This is a genomic window from Aliirhizobium wenxiniae (assembly GCF_019511445.1).
Lineage (GTDB): Bacteria > Pseudomonadota > Alphaproteobacteria > Rhizobiales > Rhizobiaceae > Neorhizobium > Neorhizobium wenxiniae_A.
Genome location: NZ_JAEUAN010000027.1, coordinates 1 through 17,024, shown reverse-complemented (window position 1 = coordinate 17,024; position 17,024 = coordinate 1). Strand labels below are relative to the sequence as shown.

13 protein-coding genes are annotated in these 17,024 nt (G+C 60.8%); 8 read left to right on the top strand and 5 right to left on the bottom strand.

From position 1 onward, the window contains the following. Positions 1-241 precede the first annotated feature (241 nt). From osmF to JNB91_RS25660, 4 genes are read left to right on the top strand one after another with little or no spacing between them, the layout of a single operon-like run. Positions 242-1,153, top strand: a complete 912-nt coding sequence (gene osmF, locus JNB91_RS25675; RefSeq protein ID WP_220328327.1) for a glycine betaine ABC transporter substrate-binding protein OsmF — start codon at positions 242-244, stop codon at positions 1,151-1,153. Positions 1,154-1,192: 39 nt separating this feature from the next. Continuing rightward, on the top strand, positions 1,193-2,359 hold the full coding sequence (locus JNB91_RS25670; protein WP_430736363.1) for an ABC transporter permease: 1,167 nt from the start codon (positions 1,193-1,195) through the stop codon (positions 2,357-2,359). Next, positions 2,356-3,294, top strand: a complete 939-nt coding sequence (locus tag JNB91_RS25665; RefSeq protein ID WP_220328326.1) for an ABC transporter ATP-binding protein — start codon at positions 2,356-2,358, stop codon at positions 3,292-3,294. Before JNB91_RS25670 ends, JNB91_RS25665 begins: the two co-directional genes overlap by 4 nt. Then, complete coding sequence (locus tag JNB91_RS25660) at positions 3,291-4,028, top strand: ABC transporter permease (RefSeq protein ID WP_220328325.1); 738 nt, start codon at positions 3,291-3,293, stop codon at positions 4,026-4,028. Before JNB91_RS25665 ends, JNB91_RS25660 begins: the two co-directional genes overlap by 4 nt. A gap of 187 nt (positions 4,029-4,215) precedes the next feature. Here the strand turns inward: JNB91_RS25660 and JNB91_RS25655 are convergent, their stop codons facing one another. From JNB91_RS25655 to JNB91_RS25645, 3 genes are all read right to left on the bottom strand, one after another. Then, entirely contained in the window at positions 4,216-6,762 is a 2,547-nt protein-coding gene (locus tag JNB91_RS25655) for a DNA translocase FtsK (RefSeq protein ID WP_220328324.1), read from the bottom strand. A gap of 173 nt (positions 6,763-6,935) precedes the next feature. Continuing rightward, on the bottom strand, positions 6,936-8,288 hold the full coding sequence (locus tag JNB91_RS25650; protein ID WP_220328323.1) for a sigma-54-dependent transcriptional regulator: 1,353 nt from the start codon (positions 8,286-8,288) through the stop codon (positions 6,936-6,938). A gap of 2 nt (positions 8,289-8,290) precedes the next feature. After that, on the bottom strand, positions 8,291-10,126 hold the full coding sequence (locus JNB91_RS25645) for a sensor histidine kinase (RefSeq protein WP_220328322.1): 1,836 nt from the start codon (positions 10,124-10,126) through the stop codon (positions 8,291-8,293). A 217-nt stretch (positions 10,127-10,343) separates the two neighbouring features. Between JNB91_RS25645 and JNB91_RS25640 the strand changes: the two genes are divergently transcribed. Continuing rightward, entirely contained in the window at positions 10,344-11,669 is a 1,326-nt protein-coding gene (locus JNB91_RS25640) for a dicarboxylate/amino acid:cation symporter (RefSeq protein ID WP_220328321.1), read from the top strand. Between the two features lie 81 nt (positions 11,670-11,750). On the opposite strand, the gene JNB91_RS25635 is transcribed toward JNB91_RS25640, so the two are convergent. Beyond that, on the bottom strand, positions 11,751-12,869 hold the full coding sequence (locus JNB91_RS25635; RefSeq protein WP_220328320.1) for a mandelate racemase/muconate lactonizing enzyme family protein: 1,119 nt from the start codon (positions 12,867-12,869) through the stop codon (positions 11,751-11,753). Positions 12,870-12,894: 25 nt separating this feature from the next. Beyond that, positions 12,895-13,917 carry a GntR family transcriptional regulator gene (locus JNB91_RS25630; RefSeq protein WP_220328319.1) on the bottom strand — a complete coding sequence of 341 codons (1,023 nt, stop codon included), beginning with the start codon at positions 13,915-13,917 and terminating at the stop codon, positions 12,895-12,897. Between the two features lie 118 nt (positions 13,918-14,035). Here JNB91_RS25630 and JNB91_RS25625 point away from each other — a divergent pair, with 118 nt between their 5' ends. The 3 genes from JNB91_RS25625 to JNB91_RS25615 all read left to right on the top strand — a co-directional run bounded on the left by JNB91_RS25625 (position 14,036) and on the right by JNB91_RS25615 (position 16,940). After that, a complete protein-coding gene (locus JNB91_RS25625) occupies positions 14,036-15,094 on the top strand; it encodes an Ldh family oxidoreductase (protein ID WP_220328318.1) in 1,059 nt (352 codons plus the stop codon). Between the two features lie 93 nt (positions 15,095-15,187). Next, a complete protein-coding gene (locus tag JNB91_RS25620; RefSeq protein WP_220328317.1) occupies positions 15,188-15,904 on the top strand; it encodes a FadR/GntR family transcriptional regulator in 717 nt (238 codons plus the stop codon). A 61-nt stretch (positions 15,905-15,965) separates the two neighbouring features. Beyond that, on the top strand, positions 15,966-16,940 hold the full coding sequence (locus JNB91_RS25615) for a sialic acid TRAP transporter substrate-binding protein SiaP (RefSeq protein ID WP_220328316.1): 975 nt from the start codon (positions 15,966-15,968) through the stop codon (positions 16,938-16,940). Positions 16,941-17,024 lie beyond the last annotated feature (84 nt).

The following is a 17,024-nucleotide window of genomic DNA, read 5'->3' as shown; positions in this document are numbered from 1 at the left end:
GAGCGACCTCATGTCAAGGCAACGGCGGCCCCGGGTGCCGACATTGTGACGGATTTCGACAAACAACTTTCAGGAAAACGATTTTCACCTTAACTCGATAAAAAGACGAAGGTTTTCCGTTTTTCGTTTTCTGCAGTCGAAACTTCCTCGACACTTTTGAGCCGTGCTCTAGCTTTCTTGCGAACCACTCAAACAAACGCACCGGCATTGCCGCCGGTTCCAGAAAACCAGGGAAGCTCGGATGTCGCTCACCGGAAAATTTGCAGGCCTTCTGCTCGCCTTGTCGCTCACCGCTACGGCTGCGTCGGCACAGGTCGTCGTCTCGTCGAAAATCGACACCGAGGGCGGCGTCCTCGGCAACATCATCCTCTCGGTCCTGAAGGCTAATAATGTCGACGCGACCGATCGCATCCAGCTCGGTGCGACACCGGTGCTGCGCAAAGCGATCACGGCCGGCGAGATCGATATCTATCCGGAATATACCGGCAACGGTGCCTTCTTCTTCGAAAAGGCAGACGATCCTGCCTGGAAAGATCCGGCGCAGGCCTATGAGACCGTCAGGAAACTCGATCTCGACGCCAACAAGATCGTCTGGCTGACGCCTTCTCCCGCCAACAATACCTGGGGCATCGCCGTCCGCCAGGATGTTGCGGAAGAGAATAAGCTGAAGACACTCTCCGATTTCGGCAAATTCATAGCCGGGGGTGGCAAGATCGTGCTTGCCGCATCATCCGAATTCGTCAATTCGGCAGCAGCCCTCCCCGCCTTCCAGACGACCTACGGCTTCAAGCTCAAGCCGGAACAACTGATCACGCTTTCGGGCGGCGACACTGCTGCGACGATCGCGGCGGCCGCCAACCAGACGAACGGCGCCAATGCGGCGATGGTCTACGGCACGGATGGCGGCATCGCTCCTTCCGGCCTCGTCGTGCTCGATGACGACAAGAAGGTGCAGCCTGTCTATCAGCCGGCACCTATCATCCGGCAGGCAACGCTCGAAAAGAACCCGAAGATCGCCGAGTTGCTGAAACCGGTTTTCGAAAAACTCGATCTCGTCACCCTTCAGGATTTGAACGGCCGCGTTCAGGTCGGCGGCGAACCGGCCAAGACCGTCGCCGAAGATTTTCTGAAGAAAAACGGCTTCCTCAAGTAAGCCCGACAAAACTCTAACACCGAGAAAAGGGGCAGCGGCTTGCTCAGAGGGCTGGAAAAGACGGGCGTGCTGATGGCCGCCCTCATAGTGACTTCCACCTTTGCACTGCCCTTCATCGTGGTCAAACCGAACCGCATCCTGCAAGGACAGGGAGTTTCGCTGATCGACGCCCTCCCCTCCGGTGGCGGCATCGCTCTGGCGGGTGCGATGGTCTTCGTTGCACTCTGCCTGCTTTTCCGCCTTCCACTATCGACACGGCTTGTGATCTCGTCGGCCGCGCTGCTTATCGTGATCTTGGCCCTCGGCGCTGCCGCCAATGCCGGGCTTCCGCCGGGCAACTCCTATGCGCGCGTCTCGCCCGGCTCGGGTTTCTGGCTGCTGCTCTTCAGCCTCTCCCTCGCCTTTTGCGATATGATTGCCAAACTCAGGCTCTCGCCGGCTTTCCGGCTGGTTTTGCTAGTCGTCGCGACGGCTGTGATCAGCGGGATATTCGCATCGGGCGTCCTCGCCGATATCTCCGTGATGAAGGAATATGTGAACCGCTCTGATGCGTTCTGGGCGGAGATGTCGCGTCATGCGATGCTGGCGCTCGGCTCCATGCTGGTTGCCTTCCTGATCGGCCTGCCACTCGGCGTCATCTGTCATCGCATATCATGGCTGCGTGCGGCGGCGCTCAATACGCTCAACATCCTGCAGACCATCCCCTCGATCGCACTGTTCGGCCTGCTGATCCTGCCACTTGGCTGGGTCGCAACACATATTCCGGGTGCTGCGGCAATCGGCATTTCCGGCATCGGCACCGCTCCGGCCTTCGTCGCGCTGGTGCTTTATTCGCTCCTTCCAGTCGTCGCCAACACGGTCGGCGGTCTCGAAAACGTGCCGCGCGAGGCCAATGATGCAGCTCGCGGCGCCGGCATGACCGATCTGCAGCGGCTCGTTTCGATCGAGTTCCCCCTGACCTTCCCGAGCCTGCTTGCCGCAATCCGCATCGTCCTCATCCAGAATATCGGCATGGCAACGATCGCGGCACTGATCGGCGGTGGCGGCATGGGCGTCTTCGTTTTCCAGGGGCTCGGCCAGTCAGCAATGGACCTTGTCCTGCTCGGCGCATTGCCGACCGTCGCCATGTCCTTTATCGCCGCCATCCTGCTCGATGCGCTGGTGGATTTCAGCGAAGCACCCGGCAGCGAGGTTCACTCCACATGATCGATATCCAGTCCGTCACCAAGCGGTATGGCGAAAAGGCCGTGGTCGACAGCGTATCCTTCACAGTCGCCGCTGGCACGATCGCCGTTCTGGTCGGGACATCCGGCTCGGGCAAGACGACGCTTCTGCGGATGATCAACCAGCTCGTCTCGCAGGACGACGGCACGATCCTGATCGGCGGGGAAGATACGCGAAACATCCCCGGCCACGAATTGCGGCGGCGGATCGGTTATGCCATCCAGGGCCACGGCCTGTTTCCACATCGCACGGTGGCCGAAAACATCGCGACCGTGCCGCGACTGCTCAAATGGCAGAAGACACGGATCGACGCGCGGGTCGCCGAATTGCTCGATCTCTTCCAGCTAGATCCGGCCGCTTTCGCAAACCGTTATCCGCACCAGCTTTCCGGCGGCCAACAGCAACGCGTCGGCGTCGCCCGCGCGCTTGCCGCAGAACCGAAGATCCTCTTGATGGACGAGCCCTTCGGCGCGCTGGATCCGGTTTTGCGCGGCAAGGCGCAGGACGAGCTTCTGGCGATCCAGCAACGGTTCGGAACGACGATCGTCATCGTCACTCACGATATCAACGAGGCTTTCCATCTCGGCGACACGATCGCGGTGATGGACAAGGGAAAACTCCTGCAATACGGCCGGCCCATCGATCTTCTGAAGGCACCCGCAACACCCTTCGTCGAAGGGCTGGTCGGTACATTCGACCGTCCCTTCCGGCTTTTATCACTCGACACCGTCGCTGGAGTGATCGAGCCTGGAGAAGCAGACGGTGAGCCGATCGAGGAGAACAGAACCCGACAGGACGCCTTGGCCGCACTGATGTGGAACGGCGCCGACCTGCTTCCGGTCGTCTCGGACGATGGAAAGCCGCTCGGCCGTGTGCGGCTGCAAACATTGCTGCGTCAGGCGGTCAGGCCGCAATGAGCCTTTCTCGCTTCGCGCCCCGTATCGTTCTTCTGATCCTGCTGGCGGGCTTTCTCGCCTCGCCGGAGAGTTTCGACTTCGCCTTCAGGCCATTGGTGCAGGCTAATGCACCGGCGATCTACAACCAGGGCGATCTCGCCGCTCTGACGCTGCAGCATGTGCGCATGGTCTTCATCGCTACACTTCTCGCAACCATCATCGCAGTCGCGCTGGCAGTCGTCGTCACCCGCCCCTTCGGCGCGGAATTCCTGCCGCTTGCCCGAACGATAGTGAATATCGGCCAGACATTTCCGCCCGTCGCCGTGCTGGCACTCGCGGTGCCCGCCATGGGTTTCGGCAACGGCCCGACGCTGGTCGCGCTGTTTCTCTATGCGCTTCTGCCGATTTTCGAGAATACGATGACGGCGCTGACGACCGTGCCGCATAACATAACCGATGCCGCCAAGGGCAATGGCATGACGCCGTTCCAGATTTTCAGGCAGATCGAACTGCCGCTCAGCCTGCCGATGATCGTCGGCGGCATCAAGATCTCGACCGTTATCGGCTTCGGCACCGCCACGATCGGCTCGACGGTGGCCGCAAAAACGCTCGGCGAAGTCATTATCGCCGGGCTGCAGTCGAACAATCTCGCCTTCATCCTTCAGGGCGCGCTCCTCGTCGCCGCCCTTGCGATCCTCGTCTTCGACTTTCTGTCGATGGTCGAACGATCGTTGACGAAATGGAAAGCCGCTTAGTTTTTCCGGCTAAGCCCAACACTTGGCGTCATCCTCGGGCTTGTCCCGAGGACCTAACCACGTCGCCAAAGCCGAAAGGGTAGCAGATGCTCGGGACACCCTCGGGTTTAACCCGAGGGCGATCATGACGGCGGATAAGGAAGTGCTGCAGACAAGAGGCAGCCAGCTTGACCAAGGCCGGCGCCGATCACTCTTCGCCGGTGCGCGGCTGCACCTGCTGCGGGCCGAGAATCTCGCGCTTGCCGACATGGTTCGGCGCGCCTACCAGACCTTCCTTTTCCATACGCTCTACTAGCGAAGCAGCGCGGTTGTAGCCGATCGACAGGCGACGCTGGATGTAGGAGGTCGAGCATTTCTTGTCGCGCTGGACGATCTTGACGGCGCGCTCGTAGAGATCGTCGCCATTGTCTTCCGCACCCATCGAGGTCTGGTCGAAGACGGCTGCGTCCTCTTCTTCCTCGACGCCGTCCTCTTCCTCATCCTCGGTCACGCTGCCGAGATAGGACGGCTGGCCTTGCGTCTTCAGATGCGCAACGACCTTTTCGACTTCGTAATCCGAGACGAACGGGCCGTGGACACGGGCAATCCGCCCGCCACCCTTCATGTGCAGCATGTCCCCCTGGCCGAGAAGATGTTCGGCCCCCTGTTCGCCCAGAATCGTGCGGCTGTCGATCTTCGACGTGACCTGGAAGGAGATGCGGGTCGGAAAATTCGCCTTGATCGTGCCGGTGATGACATCGACGGACGGACGCTGGGTCGCCATGATCAGGTGGATACCTGCAGCACGCGCCATCTGCGCCAGACGCTGGATCGCGCCTTCGATCTCCTTGCCGGCGACCATCATCAGGTCGGCCATTTCGTCAACGATGACGACGATGTAAGGCAGCGCCGTCAAGTCGAGAGCCTGTTCCTCGAACACCTGCTCGCCGGTCGAGCGGTCGAAACCGACCGGCACGCTGATCATGATCGTCTCGCCCTTATTGCGGGCTTCGGCAACGCGGGCGTTGAAACCGTCAATATTACGGACGTTGAGGCGCGACATCTTGCGATAGCGCTCTTCCATTTCGCGCACGGCCCATTTCAGCGCCAGAACGGCCTTCTTCGGGTCGGTAACGACGGGGGTGAGCAGATGCGGGATGCCGTCATAGACAGAGAGTTCCAGCATCTTCGGGTCGACCATGATCAACCGGCATTCTTCCGGGCGAAGATGGTAGAGCAGCGACAGGATCATCGTGTTGATGGCGACCGACTTGCCCGAACCGGTCGTGCCGGCCACGAGAAGATGGGGCATCTTGGCGAGCTCGGCGATGACCGGCTCACCGCCGATCGTCTTGCCGAGGCAGAGCGGCAGGCGGTAGTCGGTGCCGATATAGGAATTGCTCTCGACCAGTTCGCGCAGATAGACGGTCTCGCGCTCGACATTCGGCAACTCGATGCCGATGACATTGCGGCCGGGTATCACGGCAACGCGCGCCGACAGAGCCGACATCGAACGGGCGATATCGTCCGACAGGTTCATGACGCGAGACGATTTCACGCCCGGAGCCGGGGCGAATTCGTAGAGCGTTACGACCGGGCCGGGACGAACGTCGATGATCTCGCCCTTGACGCCGAAATCTTCGAGAATGCTTTCGAGAAGCCCGGCGCTCTGTTCCAGCGCTTCCTGGCTCATCGTCTGCTCTTCGCGCGGTTCGGCGACCTGCAGGAGATCGATATCCGGGAAGGTGTAGTCTTCGGCAAATTGCAGTATACGCGGCTTGCGGACTGCCACCGGTGCGGCGGGCTGGATCTCGACTGGCTCTGCCATCTGCACGGGCTGTTCAACCACCGCTTCGACCGGCGCGGCATAGGCGGCGGGCTCGATGAACGGCACAGGCTGCGGCTCTACAGCGAAGGAAACAGGCGCGGCCTGCCTGATTGCGATCTGGCGATAGAGATCGATCGCGGACGGCGCTTCGTGAACGGTAGGAGCAGTGACCGCCGCAGCCACAACAACAGCCGGAGCAGGCGCATGAACGGGGCTTGGCGGCACGAAACGGGTAACGGTCGGCTTCAGCGCCGCGGGAACCGGCTTCGGCGCAACCTGAGGGGCTGCCAATACGCGCGGCGAGGCCTTCTGCTCGATATTTTCCGAAGCGCCGAGGCTCATCATCTCCCAGATCAGATGATCCGGGATAGACGTCACGCGGCGTGTCGGCACGCTCTGAGCCTGTGTGATTTCCGGCCCTGCCGGGGCAGGCACCGGAGCGACCGCCGCGGGTTGGCGGTAGATCGGCTGCTCGACGACGCGCTGCATGGCCGCCTCGATCGGCTGAGAGACGGGAGCGGCAGGCGCGGACGGTGCGAATGCCTGGCCGATGCGGCGCTGAAGATTAGTCACTTGGGAACCTGTATTTGCATGAAGTGGAGCCTGATGGCTCGCGGACATCGGGATGGCGATCGGTTGCGGCGTCAGCGCTGGAGCCAGCCCCCCGGCATGACCGACCTCCTCGACGATAACGACGTCCTGCTTGGCAGGGCCGCGGCCGGGCGTGCGGGTAAAGCGCACATTCGGCGCCAGAATGAAGGCGCGCTGCCATGTCGGAAGCTTTTCCGGATCCAGCTCGACCGCCGGTATCGGCTCCGGCAGGGGAAGAGGCTGCTCAGCATCATTGGCCGCCACGAACTCCTGTTCGTCACTCCAATTGGCGTCTTCGATTGGGGAAATGTCTTTGCGGGAAGGCGGAAAATGCATGTACGCGAAACCATCAAATAACGTGATCACACCGGCCTCTGTTAATAAAAAGAAAACCTTAACCAGGTGTTTCCGAGACCGGTCTTTTCCGCATCATTTTAGAGCGAGCGAAGATGCACCCGCTCAGTCAGGCAACAGACAAAGGCGTTAAAAATGCTTATTCCACAGAGGTTTCAGCGGCGTTCCGCGTAGTCGCTTCGCACAATTCCATGACGTTGAAGCTTGTCATAAAATGTCTTGCGCGGGATGCCGAGTGCCGTGATCGTCTGTTGCACGTCACCGCCGAACTCGGTCAGCGTTTCGCGAATGATATCGGCTTCGAAACGCTCCAGCCGCTCCGGCAGGCCTGCGCCATCGGCAACCTTGGCCAATTGCGCCGATAGCGGCGCGGACGGTTCGAGGCCGAGTACGAATCGCTCCGCATAATGGGAAAGCTCCCGGACATTGCCGGGCCACGCGTGGTCGCGCAGATGATCGACCACCTGACGCGGCAGGTCCGAAACCTCACGGCCAAACCGCTGCCCGGCCTTTCTAGTGAAATAATTGAACAGGAGCGGAATGTCGTCCCGTCGCTCCCTCAGCGGCGGGATTGTCAACGTTACCACGTTCAGCCGGTAATAAAGGTCCTCGCGAAAGACCGCCCGCTGATCGGAATGGCCGAGATCGACCTTGGAGGCCGCCACGACTCGCAGATCGACAGGGCGTATATCGTTGGTGCCAAGTGGCGTGACCTCACGCATTTCCAGAACCCGCAACATCTGCACCTGGGTGGAAAGCGGCATGCTCTCGATCTCGTCGAGAAACAGCGTGCCGCCGCTCGAATGCTCGATCCGGCCGACGCGTTTCTTCTGGGCACCGGTAAAGGCCCCGGCCTCGTGGCCGAAAAGCTCGCTCTCGATCACCTGTTCGGGAAGCGCGCCGCAGTTCAACGCGACGAAATTGCCGGCCGATCGCCTGCTCCATGAATGGAGAATGCTGGCAACCACTTCCTTGCCGCTGCCCGTTTCGCCCGTCACCAGCACGTCGACATCGGTATCGGCGATCTGGCGCAGCATATGGCGAAGGCGCTCCATCACCGGCGTCTGGCCGATCAGCGGCAAACCGTCGTCGGCCTCTGCTCCGGCAGTCCGCAGCCGCCGGTTCTCCATCACGAGACTGCGCTTTTCCGCGGCATGCCTGACACACTGGATCAACCGCTCGGTCGCAAACGGTTTTGCAATGAAGTCGTAGACACCGCTCTGGATGGCCTTTACCGCCATCGGTATGTCGCCGTGACCGGTCATCAGAATGACCGGCAGTTCACGATCGAAGCCCGAGATCCGGTCGAAAAGCTGCAACCCGTCCAGACCCGGCATGCGGATATCCGAGACGACCACGCCCGGAAACCTGTCGTCGAGTTGCGACAGAGCCTCGCTGCCGGTCGAAAACGAACGGACGTCGAAACCGGCAAGGTTCAGCGTCTGAGCGGTCGCCTTCAACAGATCCTTGTCGTCATCGATGAGAAAAACGGGAACGGCTTCGATCATGCTCAGGCTCTCTTCAGATGAACGGTAAATCGGGTGCCGGCATCACCCGTTTCGACATCGAGCTGGCCGCCATAGTCCGCCACAATGTCCTTGCAGATAACCAGCCCAAGCCCCAGCCCCTTTTCCTTGGAGGAATTGAACGGCTGGAACAGTTCGGCGAGAATGTCGGAAGCGATGCCCGGACCATTATCCGTCACGAAAATCGAAACCTTCTCATTCGTCGCCTCTGCCGAAACGATGACCTGCCCCGTCTCGCGCCCCTCGACCGCTTCGAGCGCGTTCTGCAGGAGGTTGATGAAAATCTGCTCCAGCCTAAGCCGGCTTCCCATGACTTCCAGATCGTCAGCAATCGGCTCGATAACCAGCATGTCCAGCGACCCGGTGAACCGGCTCTGCAGCAGAAGGACCGCACCTTCGAGCACTTCCGCAAGTGACACCGGCTCGGCTGCCGTGCGGCCGCGCCGCGAAAGCGCCTTGAGGTCGTCGGTAATCGCGCCGATCCGCTCAGTAAGCGAGGCGATCAGATCGAGATTTTCCTTCACCGGCTGTATCTGCTGCCGTTCGAGAAAGATCTTGGAATTGTCGGCATAGGCGCGGATGGTGGCAACCGGCTGGTTGATTTCATGCGCGACGCCGGCGGCAACCTGTCCGAGGATGGCGAGGCGGTTGGCCTGCACCAGATCCTGCTGCACCGCCTGCAGCTTTACCTCTGTCGATTTGCGATTGGAAATTTCCGCCTGCAGGTTGTCCCGCGTCAGGCTCAAATCACGCGTTCGCTCATCGACCCGCCGTTCGAGCTCTTCACGCGCCGCCAATGCGTCGATGATCTGGACCTGCGCCAGCTGCCGGCGGCGGATCCAGACCGCCGCCAAGGCCAGCAGCGCAAGAAGCGCGAGCGCGCCAATCAGGCGAAACTCGCGCATATCCGAGGCGACGGCTCCGTCGATCGGCAGAAGATACTGGAAATGCCAGCTGGTCGAGGCGACGGGGACAGAGATCTGCAGGTAACGGATCTGCCCGCCTCCCGGCAGAAGAACCCGAATGATATCCGCATCCGGCCCCAGATTTTCCAGCCGCGTCATCGGCAAGGGGAGAAGCGGCGCGTCACCGAACTGCAGGCTCTCGCGAATGGCCGACAGGCTCGATTGCGGCAGCGGCTGCGTAGTCATGAACCGCCACGAAGGTATGGTCGTGATCAGAACGACATGATTGTTGTCGGTGACAAAAGACGGTCGCTGCGTATCACCCCAATCGGCCTCCAGCTGGTCGAACTCCATCTTGGCGACGACGACGCCAAGCGGCTTTTCCGCTGAACCCACCCTGTAGGAAATATAAAGCCCCGGCCGGTTGCTGACGGAACCCAGCGCAAAATGCTCGGCGCCCCCCTCTTTCATGCCGCGGGAAAAATAGCTGCGGAATGTATAGTCGTTGCCGACAAAGCTTTTTTCCTCGCGCCAGTTGCTGGCCGAAACCGCAATGCCGTCCGCTGCGACGACATAGATCACCGCCGCCTTGGTGGGTGCAATCAGCTCCTCGAGCTTGCGGCTGAGGGCAATCCTTGCAGCAGGATCGCTGGAAGACAGCGTGTCGACGACATCGCGATCCTGCGCCAGGAGCAGTGGCAGCGCGCGCGGCCGCTCGAGCACGGCCTGCAACAGCGCCACTTTAAGGCTCGCCTCGGTGCGCCCCTGCAAAGACAGGCCGGCAAGTGCCGTCGAACGTCCATAAACACCCGCGACGTAAAAAACTGCGGCACAGGCAACGAGGGCCAATAGGCAGAAAACAATCCAGGTGCGGCGCATTGCCGGCAGGCGCTCGGCTGATTGACGTATCGACATACAGACAATTGAGCACAAATCCGCACATCACGCAAATACAGCCGTGCGAAAATCCGCTCAAATATCGACACACAAATGACGAAGCGCAATTTAATCGATTGTAATCAAGACTTTATGCCGCAGGCGACAAACTGGCACACCGCTTGCTGCCTCGCTTCCGACATCAATGCGCCCGGGAAGAGCCAGATAGTTTGGTTGCGGCGCGATGGAGGACAAAATGATTGCAATACCCGAATCCACCCAGCCGCCTGCACGCCTGCCGCTCTACCGCCAGCTTTACGTCCAGGTTCTGACCGCTATCGTCATCGGCATGCTGATCGGCCATTTCTGGCCTGATTTCGGCGCCAGCCTGAAGCCGCTCGGCGATGCCTTTATCCGCCTGGTGAAAATGATCATCGCACCGGTGATCTTCCTGACGGTCGCCACCGGCATTGCTGGCATGTCGGACCTGAAGAAGGTCGGTCGCGTCGCCGGCAAGGCGATGCTTTACTTCCTCACCTTCTCGACCTTGGCTCTCATCGTCGGCCTCATCGTCGGCAACCTGCTTCAGCCGGGCGCCGGCATGAACATCGATCCGGCCACGCTCGACGGCAAGGCAGTCGCCACCTACGCCACCAAGGCGCATGAGACGACAATCACCGGCTTCCTGATGAACATCATTCCGGAAACCATCGTCGGCGCCTTCTCGCAGGGTGACATTCTCCAGGTCCTGTTCTTCTCCGTCCTGTTCGGCATCGCGCTCGGCATGGTCGGCGAGAAGGGCAAGCCGGTCTACGACTTCCTGACCGCGCTCACCGCACCGATGTTCAAGCTCGTCGCGATCCTCATGAAGGCCGCTCCGATCGGCGCCTTCGGCGCGATGGCCTTTACCATCGGCAAATACGGCATCGGCTCTGTCGCCAACCTCGCCTTCCTCATCCTGTCTTTCTACATCACGGCGCTTCTTTTCGTGATCGTGATCCTTGGTGCGGTTGCGAAATATAACGGCTTCTCGATCTTCGCCCTGCTGCGTTACATCAAGGAAGAACTGCTTCTCGTGCTCGGCACCTCCTCTTCGGAAGCTGCCCTGCCGAACCTGATGCAGAAGATGGAACGCGCCGGCTGCAAGCGCTCGGTTGTCGGCCTGGTCATCCCGACCGGCTACTCCTTCAACCTCGACGGCACCAACATCTACATGACGATGGCGGCGCTGTTCATTGCCCAGGCAACCGGCATCGAGCTGTCGCTGATGGACCAGATCCTGCTTCTGCTCGTGGCAATGCTGTCGTCGAAGGGTGCCGCTGGCATTACCGGCGCAGGCTTCATCACGCTCGCTGCAACGCTCTCGGTCGTTCCGTCCGTTCCGGTCGCCGGCATGGCGCTCATCCTCGGCATCGACCGCTTCATGTCGGAATGCCGCGCGTTGACCAACCTCGTCGGCAATGCCGTCGCCACCATCGTCGTTGCACGCTGGGAAGGCGAACTCGACAAGGACATGCTGGACGCCGCCCTGTCGTCGCGTGGCGACGATATCAAGACGGCGCAGCTGCAGCCGGCCGAATAAGCCTCCCAAGGCTTGGATGGGACGCGAGTCCCACCCCAATCTGCCGCCTCCGGGCGGCAGATCTGTTTTTATCACCGGCAATCAGCCAAGGCCTTTGCCGAACCGCGCAAAGCTGTCGGCCAGCACCGTCGTTCCGGCACCCGGCTTTTCGGGCCGCTTGTAGACGCCACCCACGACATCCGCCGGCTCTTCGAAATGATCCTTTATCCAGGGGATGTATTCGAGGATCGTCGAGGCGGGATGCCAGTAGCTCAGATGCACATGCACCTGGCTCATCTCACCCGCATGCGGCACCACCGGAAGCCGGTTCGCCAGCGCCAGATCCGCAACCTGGATATATTCGGTAATCCCGCCAAGTCGCGTCACGTCCGGCTGCACATAGGCGACCGCCCCGGCATTGATGAAGCTGCGGAATGCATCGACCGTATAAAGCTGCTCGCCGAGCGCCACCGGAATGGTGGAGGAGCGCGCCAGCAGGCGGTGGCTCTCGACATCGTCATACCACATCGGCTCTTCGAACCAGTAGATATCGAGATCTCGCGCCCGCTCGCAGAACCGCAGGCAGGTCGGCAGATCCCATTTGCCGTTGCCGTCGATGGCGATGCGGATATCCGGCCCCAGCCGCTTGCGCACAGCCGCAAGCCTGCGGACATCCACATTCGGATCGTCGTGGCCGACCTTAAGCTTGATCCGGGTAAATCCATCCTCTTCGACCGCGCGCGCAGAGCCGGACAGAAGATCGTCGAGCGAGAAGGACAGCCAGCCGATATCGGTATTATAGGCCTCCAGCCTGTCGGTCCTTGCGCCACCGAGATAAGCCCAGAGCGGCAGCCCCGCCTTCTTCGCCTTCAGGTCCCAGATCGCGACATCAACGGCAGCGAGCGCCAGATGCGTGATCCCCGCCCGGCCGACCCATTGCAGCGACGGATAACGCGCAAGCTTGGTCCAGAGCCGCTGATGGTCATTGGCATCTTCACCGATCAGAAGCGGCGCATAGCAATCGCGAATGCAGGCCGTGATCAGCCGGTCGGATGCCAGATGCGCATGCGTGCCGGTAAAACCGTAGCCGGTCAGCCCGTCCGTCGTGGTGATCGCCACCCCGACTACGCCCCAATGGGTGATGCTGTGGGTGGAATCCGAGATCGACGCCGATGTCAGCGGCAGATGAAGGATGAATGGTTCCAGGGACTTGATCTTCAATGTCGGCTCCTCCCGATGATCATGATCACAAACTGAATTCGACGTCGCGCAGGCGCTCCAGATAGGCCACATCCGGCAATGACAGGCCGCGTGCGGCATTGCCGATGCGCAGCATGGCGCGCTCCCGCGAGATTTTCAGATGATTGGCAAGCGCCGCGCCGGCCTCCGCGACCCGGCCAGCCATCAGCCGATCGAAAACCTCAACATGCTCCAGCAAAAACGGCTCGTCGATGATCGGCGGCGTCTTCGGCTGGTAGAGCCGGTGATGCGCGACCAAGATGGCTTGCGGCAGGCTGATTGCCTGCATCAGCGGAGCATTGTCGCAATAGCCGAGCAATTGGCCATGAAGCTGCTGCTCCACTGCGTCCAGCATCGCGCCGTCGGCTGCATCTCCCGCCTCGATCGCCTGCCGCAGATCGATAAACAAGGCCGGCAGCAGATCATCCGGCAAATGCGGATAGGCCTGCTGCAGCGCCAGCGGCTCAAGCGTCCATCGCAATTCGTAAAGCTGGTTCACATGCCTTGCCGTCAGTGCCGGCGCATGCCAGCGGCCGGCATCATCCTTGCTGACGATGCCGCGCTGCTGCAGTCTCGCCACCACTTCGCGGGCAACCGTGCGGCTCACGCCGAAGGATTTCGCCAGCGCCACCTCGTTGATGCGCCAGCTGGCGATCGATGTGCGGGAGACGATCTCCAGCTCCACCTGCCGGTAGATCAGCTCCCAGCTCGCCAGAAAGTGAAGCTGAACGTCATCCGGGCCGGACGGACCGGCAGCGTCGGGGACGTCCGGGCGAGTAGATCCTGCCCCCGCAACGACCTGGTACCCGCGCCCCTCGGATTTGCGCACAAGCCCCAGCGCCTCCAGTTCGGCCAAGGCCTGTCTTGCCGGTGCCCGGCTGATGCCGAAGCGCTTGGCAATCGCGGTCTCGTTCAGCCTTGCGGCGTCATGCCACCCGCCGGAGCGGATTTCCGACGCGACCACCGCAAGAGCGCGCTGGTAAAGCTTGGGCGAACGCCCCGGTACGGCATCACTCGGCTCCTCCGTCATGTCCCTGCCTCTCTGGTATCGCACCGGCGAAAATCGCAATCGACCGTCTTTCATTCATTTACATTCGCGGCAAAGAATGTCTAGTGTACACAAAAGACAATAATTCAGAGGAAACGCCATGGACGCCGCTCAACACAAAGTCTCGCTTTCGGATCTCGACCGCTTTTGCCGTCAGGTTCTAAAGGCTTGTGGTGCCAACGATGCGACGGCTGACGCGACCACACGCGCCCTGATGCACGCCACGCGCTGCGGCGTGGATAGCCACGGCGTTCGCCTGCTGGCGCACTACATCAAGGCCCTTGAAGGCGGCCGCCTCAACAAGAACCCGGACATCAAGAAGGTCGCCGGTTTCGGTGCGGTGGAAACACTCGACGGCGACCACGCACAGGGCGCGGTCCCGGCCTATGCCGCGATGGCTCGGGCGATCGATCTCGCCGGAAAATTTGGCATCGGCGCCGTCGGCGTCCGCAACAATTCGCATTTCGGCGCGGCAGGTGCCTATTCGGTCGAGGCTGCCAGACATGGAATGATCGGCCTGTCCTTCTGCAATTCCGACAGTTTTGTTCGCCTTCACGACGGCGCCTCGCGCTTCCACGGCACCAACCCGATTTCGATGGCCGTCCCGATCGCCGGCGAAGATCCGTGGTTCCTCGACATGGCAACCAGCGCCGTCCCCTTCAACCGCGTTCTGCTCTACCGCAGCACCGGGACGAAGCTGCCCGAGGGGGTTTCCTCCGACGAGGCAGGTATCAACACGACGGACCCGCATCTGACCGAAATGCTCGCCCCGCTGGGTGATGCCTTCGGCTTCAAGGGTGCCGGCCTTGCCGGTATCGCGGAAATCTTCAGCGCCGTGCTCACCGGCATGCGCCTCAGCTTCGACATCCCATCGATGATGGGCGAGGACATGCAGACACCGCGCCTGCTCGGCGCTTTCGTCATGGCGATCCAGCCGGAAGCCTTTGTCGACAGGGCAACGTTCGAAGCCGGCATGAAACGCTATGTCGAGACATTGCGGACATCACCCGCCCGTTCCGGCGCATCGGTCATGGCGCCGGGTGATCGCGAATGGAAGGTCGCACGCCAGCGCGATGCTCAAGGTGTCGAACTCGACCCCGTCACACGCGACGCATTTCTCGAACTGTCCGGCACCTACGGCGTCCCGATGCCGGTCTGAACAAGTTTCTGTGAGGACACCACTTGACGAATGACAATTGGTAAGACAATCTGACCACATGACGCGAGAGGAGAGACGCGTCAGGAGGTTTTCATGTTTGTCGCGCTTGAACCACGCCGGCTTTATCGCCAGGCCGCGGAACAGCTTCGTATGCTCATCCAGTCGGGGGAAATTCTCGTCGGCGAGCGACTGCCTGCTGAACGCGAACTGGCCGAACGACTGGGCGTATCCCGTCCGACCGTGCGGGAAGCTCTGATCGTTCTTGAAGTCGAAGGTCTTGTGCAGATCCGCATGGGCTCCGGCGTTTACGTCAATCGCAACTCTCAGAGCAATGTCGCGGTTCTTCCCGCGGATGACAGCGACGGGCCGTTCGAAATCCTGCAGGCGCGCTGCCTGATCGAAAGTGCGATTGCGGAAGAGGCTGCAAGACGTGTGGACAATGCCGGTATCGAAAAGCTCGACCTGATCCTTCGGGAAATGGCAGGCGCGCTGGAGGATCCGGAACGGGCGCTGACGCTCGATCGTGCATTCCATACCGCGATCGCCGACATCATCGGCAATTCGGCGCTCAACGTATTTACCGGGCTTATCTACGATAAACGGCGCTCGTCGCCTTTTTTCGAAAAGCTCGCCAGCTATTTCGAAGGTCCGCATACCTGGCGGGCGGCACTTGAGGAACACACGGCGATACGCAATGCGCTGGCGGCAGGAGACCCGGCGGCATCACGCGAAGCAATGCGGATGCATCTGACCTTGTCGCAGAAGAGATTCTCGGAGAGCTTCGGAGAGGAGCCGACGAGAGAGGAGTGATCGAGACCGCGAGGAGGCGGCCGATCAAGGGAGCAATCTGAACGCAATTCGGGAGGACAGAATGAGTTCAAGATTCAAGGCGCTGCTCAGTGCAGCGGCAATCGTCGTCGCGTCGGCAATCACCGCCCATGCGGAAGAAACGCTGAAATGGGCGCATGTCTACGAGACATCCGAACCGTTCCACACGGAATCCGTCTGGGCCGCGCAGGAAATCGCCAAGCGTACCAACGGACGTTACAAGATCGACGTCTACCCGGCTTCTCAGCTTGGCAAGGAAGCCGATATCAACCAGGGCCTCAAGCTCGGCACCGTCGATATGATCATCTCGGGATCGAGCTTTGCCGCCCGCGATTTCAAGCCGATCGGCGTCACCTATTTCCCCTATATCTTCCGCGATCCGAGCCACCTGATCGCCTATACCAAGAGCGACGTCTTCAAGCGTCTCGCCAAAGGCTACGAGGACAAGACCGGCAACGTCATCACTGCCGTCAGCTATTACGGCACCCGCCACACGACCTCGAATACCGCGATCACCAAATGCGCCGACCTGAAGGGCGTGAAGATGCGCGTGCCGGACGTGCCGGCCTACCTTGCCATGCCGCGCGCCTGCGGTGCCAACACGACACCGATCGCCTTTGCGGAAGTCTATCTGGCACTGCAGAACGGCACGGTCGATGCCCAGGAAAACCCGCTGACGACGATCGAAGCGAAGAAATTCTTTGAAGTGCAGAAGAACATCGTTCTCTCCGGCCACATCGTCGATCACCTCAATACGGTCATCTCCAAGAGCCGCTGGGCGAGCCTGTCTGACGAAGACAAGCAGATTTTCCGCGACGTGATGCAGGAAGCTGCCGCCAAGACCACGAAGATCATCGAGGAGCGTGAAAAAGCGCTTGTCGACGACTTCAAGAAGCGCGGCCTCAACGTCGTTGAAGTCGACAAGGCCGACTTCGAGAAGAACGTGCTCGAAAAGGTCAAGTTCGAGGACTTCGGCTACGAGAAGTCCGACTGGGAAGCGATCCGCGCCATCCAATGATCCCGTTCGGCGCGGTCGAAACACGGCCGCGCCGAGTTGAAGCAAGTCCCCTCCCAACCCTCCCCACAAGGGGGAGGGCTTAAC

Excerpts from the sequence above, each read along its gene's own strand:
- JNB91_RS25655 (WP_220328324.1), bottom strand. The coding sequence starts at position 6,762 with ATGCATTTTCCGCCTTCCCGCAAAGACATTTCCCCAATCGAAGACGCC.
- JNB91_RS25665 (WP_220328326.1), top strand. The coding sequence starts at position 2,356 with ATGATCGATATCCAGTCCGTCACCAAGCGGTATGGCGAAAAGGCCGTG.
- JNB91_RS25640 (WP_220328321.1), top strand. The coding sequence starts at position 10,344 with ATGATTGCAATACCCGAATCCACCCAGCCGCCTGCACGCCTGCCGCTC.
- JNB91_RS25620 (WP_220328317.1), top strand. The coding sequence starts at position 15,188 with ATGTTTGTCGCGCTTGAACCACGCCGGCTTTATCGCCAGGCCGCGGAA.
- JNB91_RS25615 (WP_220328316.1), top strand. The coding sequence starts at position 15,966 with ATGAGTTCAAGATTCAAGGCGCTGCTCAGTGCAGCGGCAATCGTCGTC.
- JNB91_RS25630 (WP_220328319.1), bottom strand. The coding sequence starts at position 13,917 with ATGACGGAGGAGCCGAGTGATGCCGTACCGGGGCGTTCGCCCAAGCTT.
- osmF (WP_220328327.1), top strand. The coding sequence starts at position 242 with ATGTCGCTCACCGGAAAATTTGCAGGCCTTCTGCTCGCCTTGTCGCTC.
- JNB91_RS25650 (WP_220328323.1), bottom strand. The coding sequence starts at position 8,288 with ATGATCGAAGCCGTTCCCGTTTTTCTCATCGATGACGACAAGGATCTG.
- JNB91_RS25660 (WP_220328325.1), top strand. The coding sequence starts at position 3,291 with ATGAGCCTTTCTCGCTTCGCGCCCCGTATCGTTCTTCTGATCCTGCTG.
- JNB91_RS25645 (WP_220328322.1), bottom strand. The coding sequence starts at position 10,126 with ATGTCGATACGTCAATCAGCCGAGCGCCTGCCGGCAATGCGCCGCACC.
- JNB91_RS25625 (WP_220328318.1), top strand. The coding sequence starts at position 14,036 with ATGGACGCCGCTCAACACAAAGTCTCGCTTTCGGATCTCGACCGCTTT.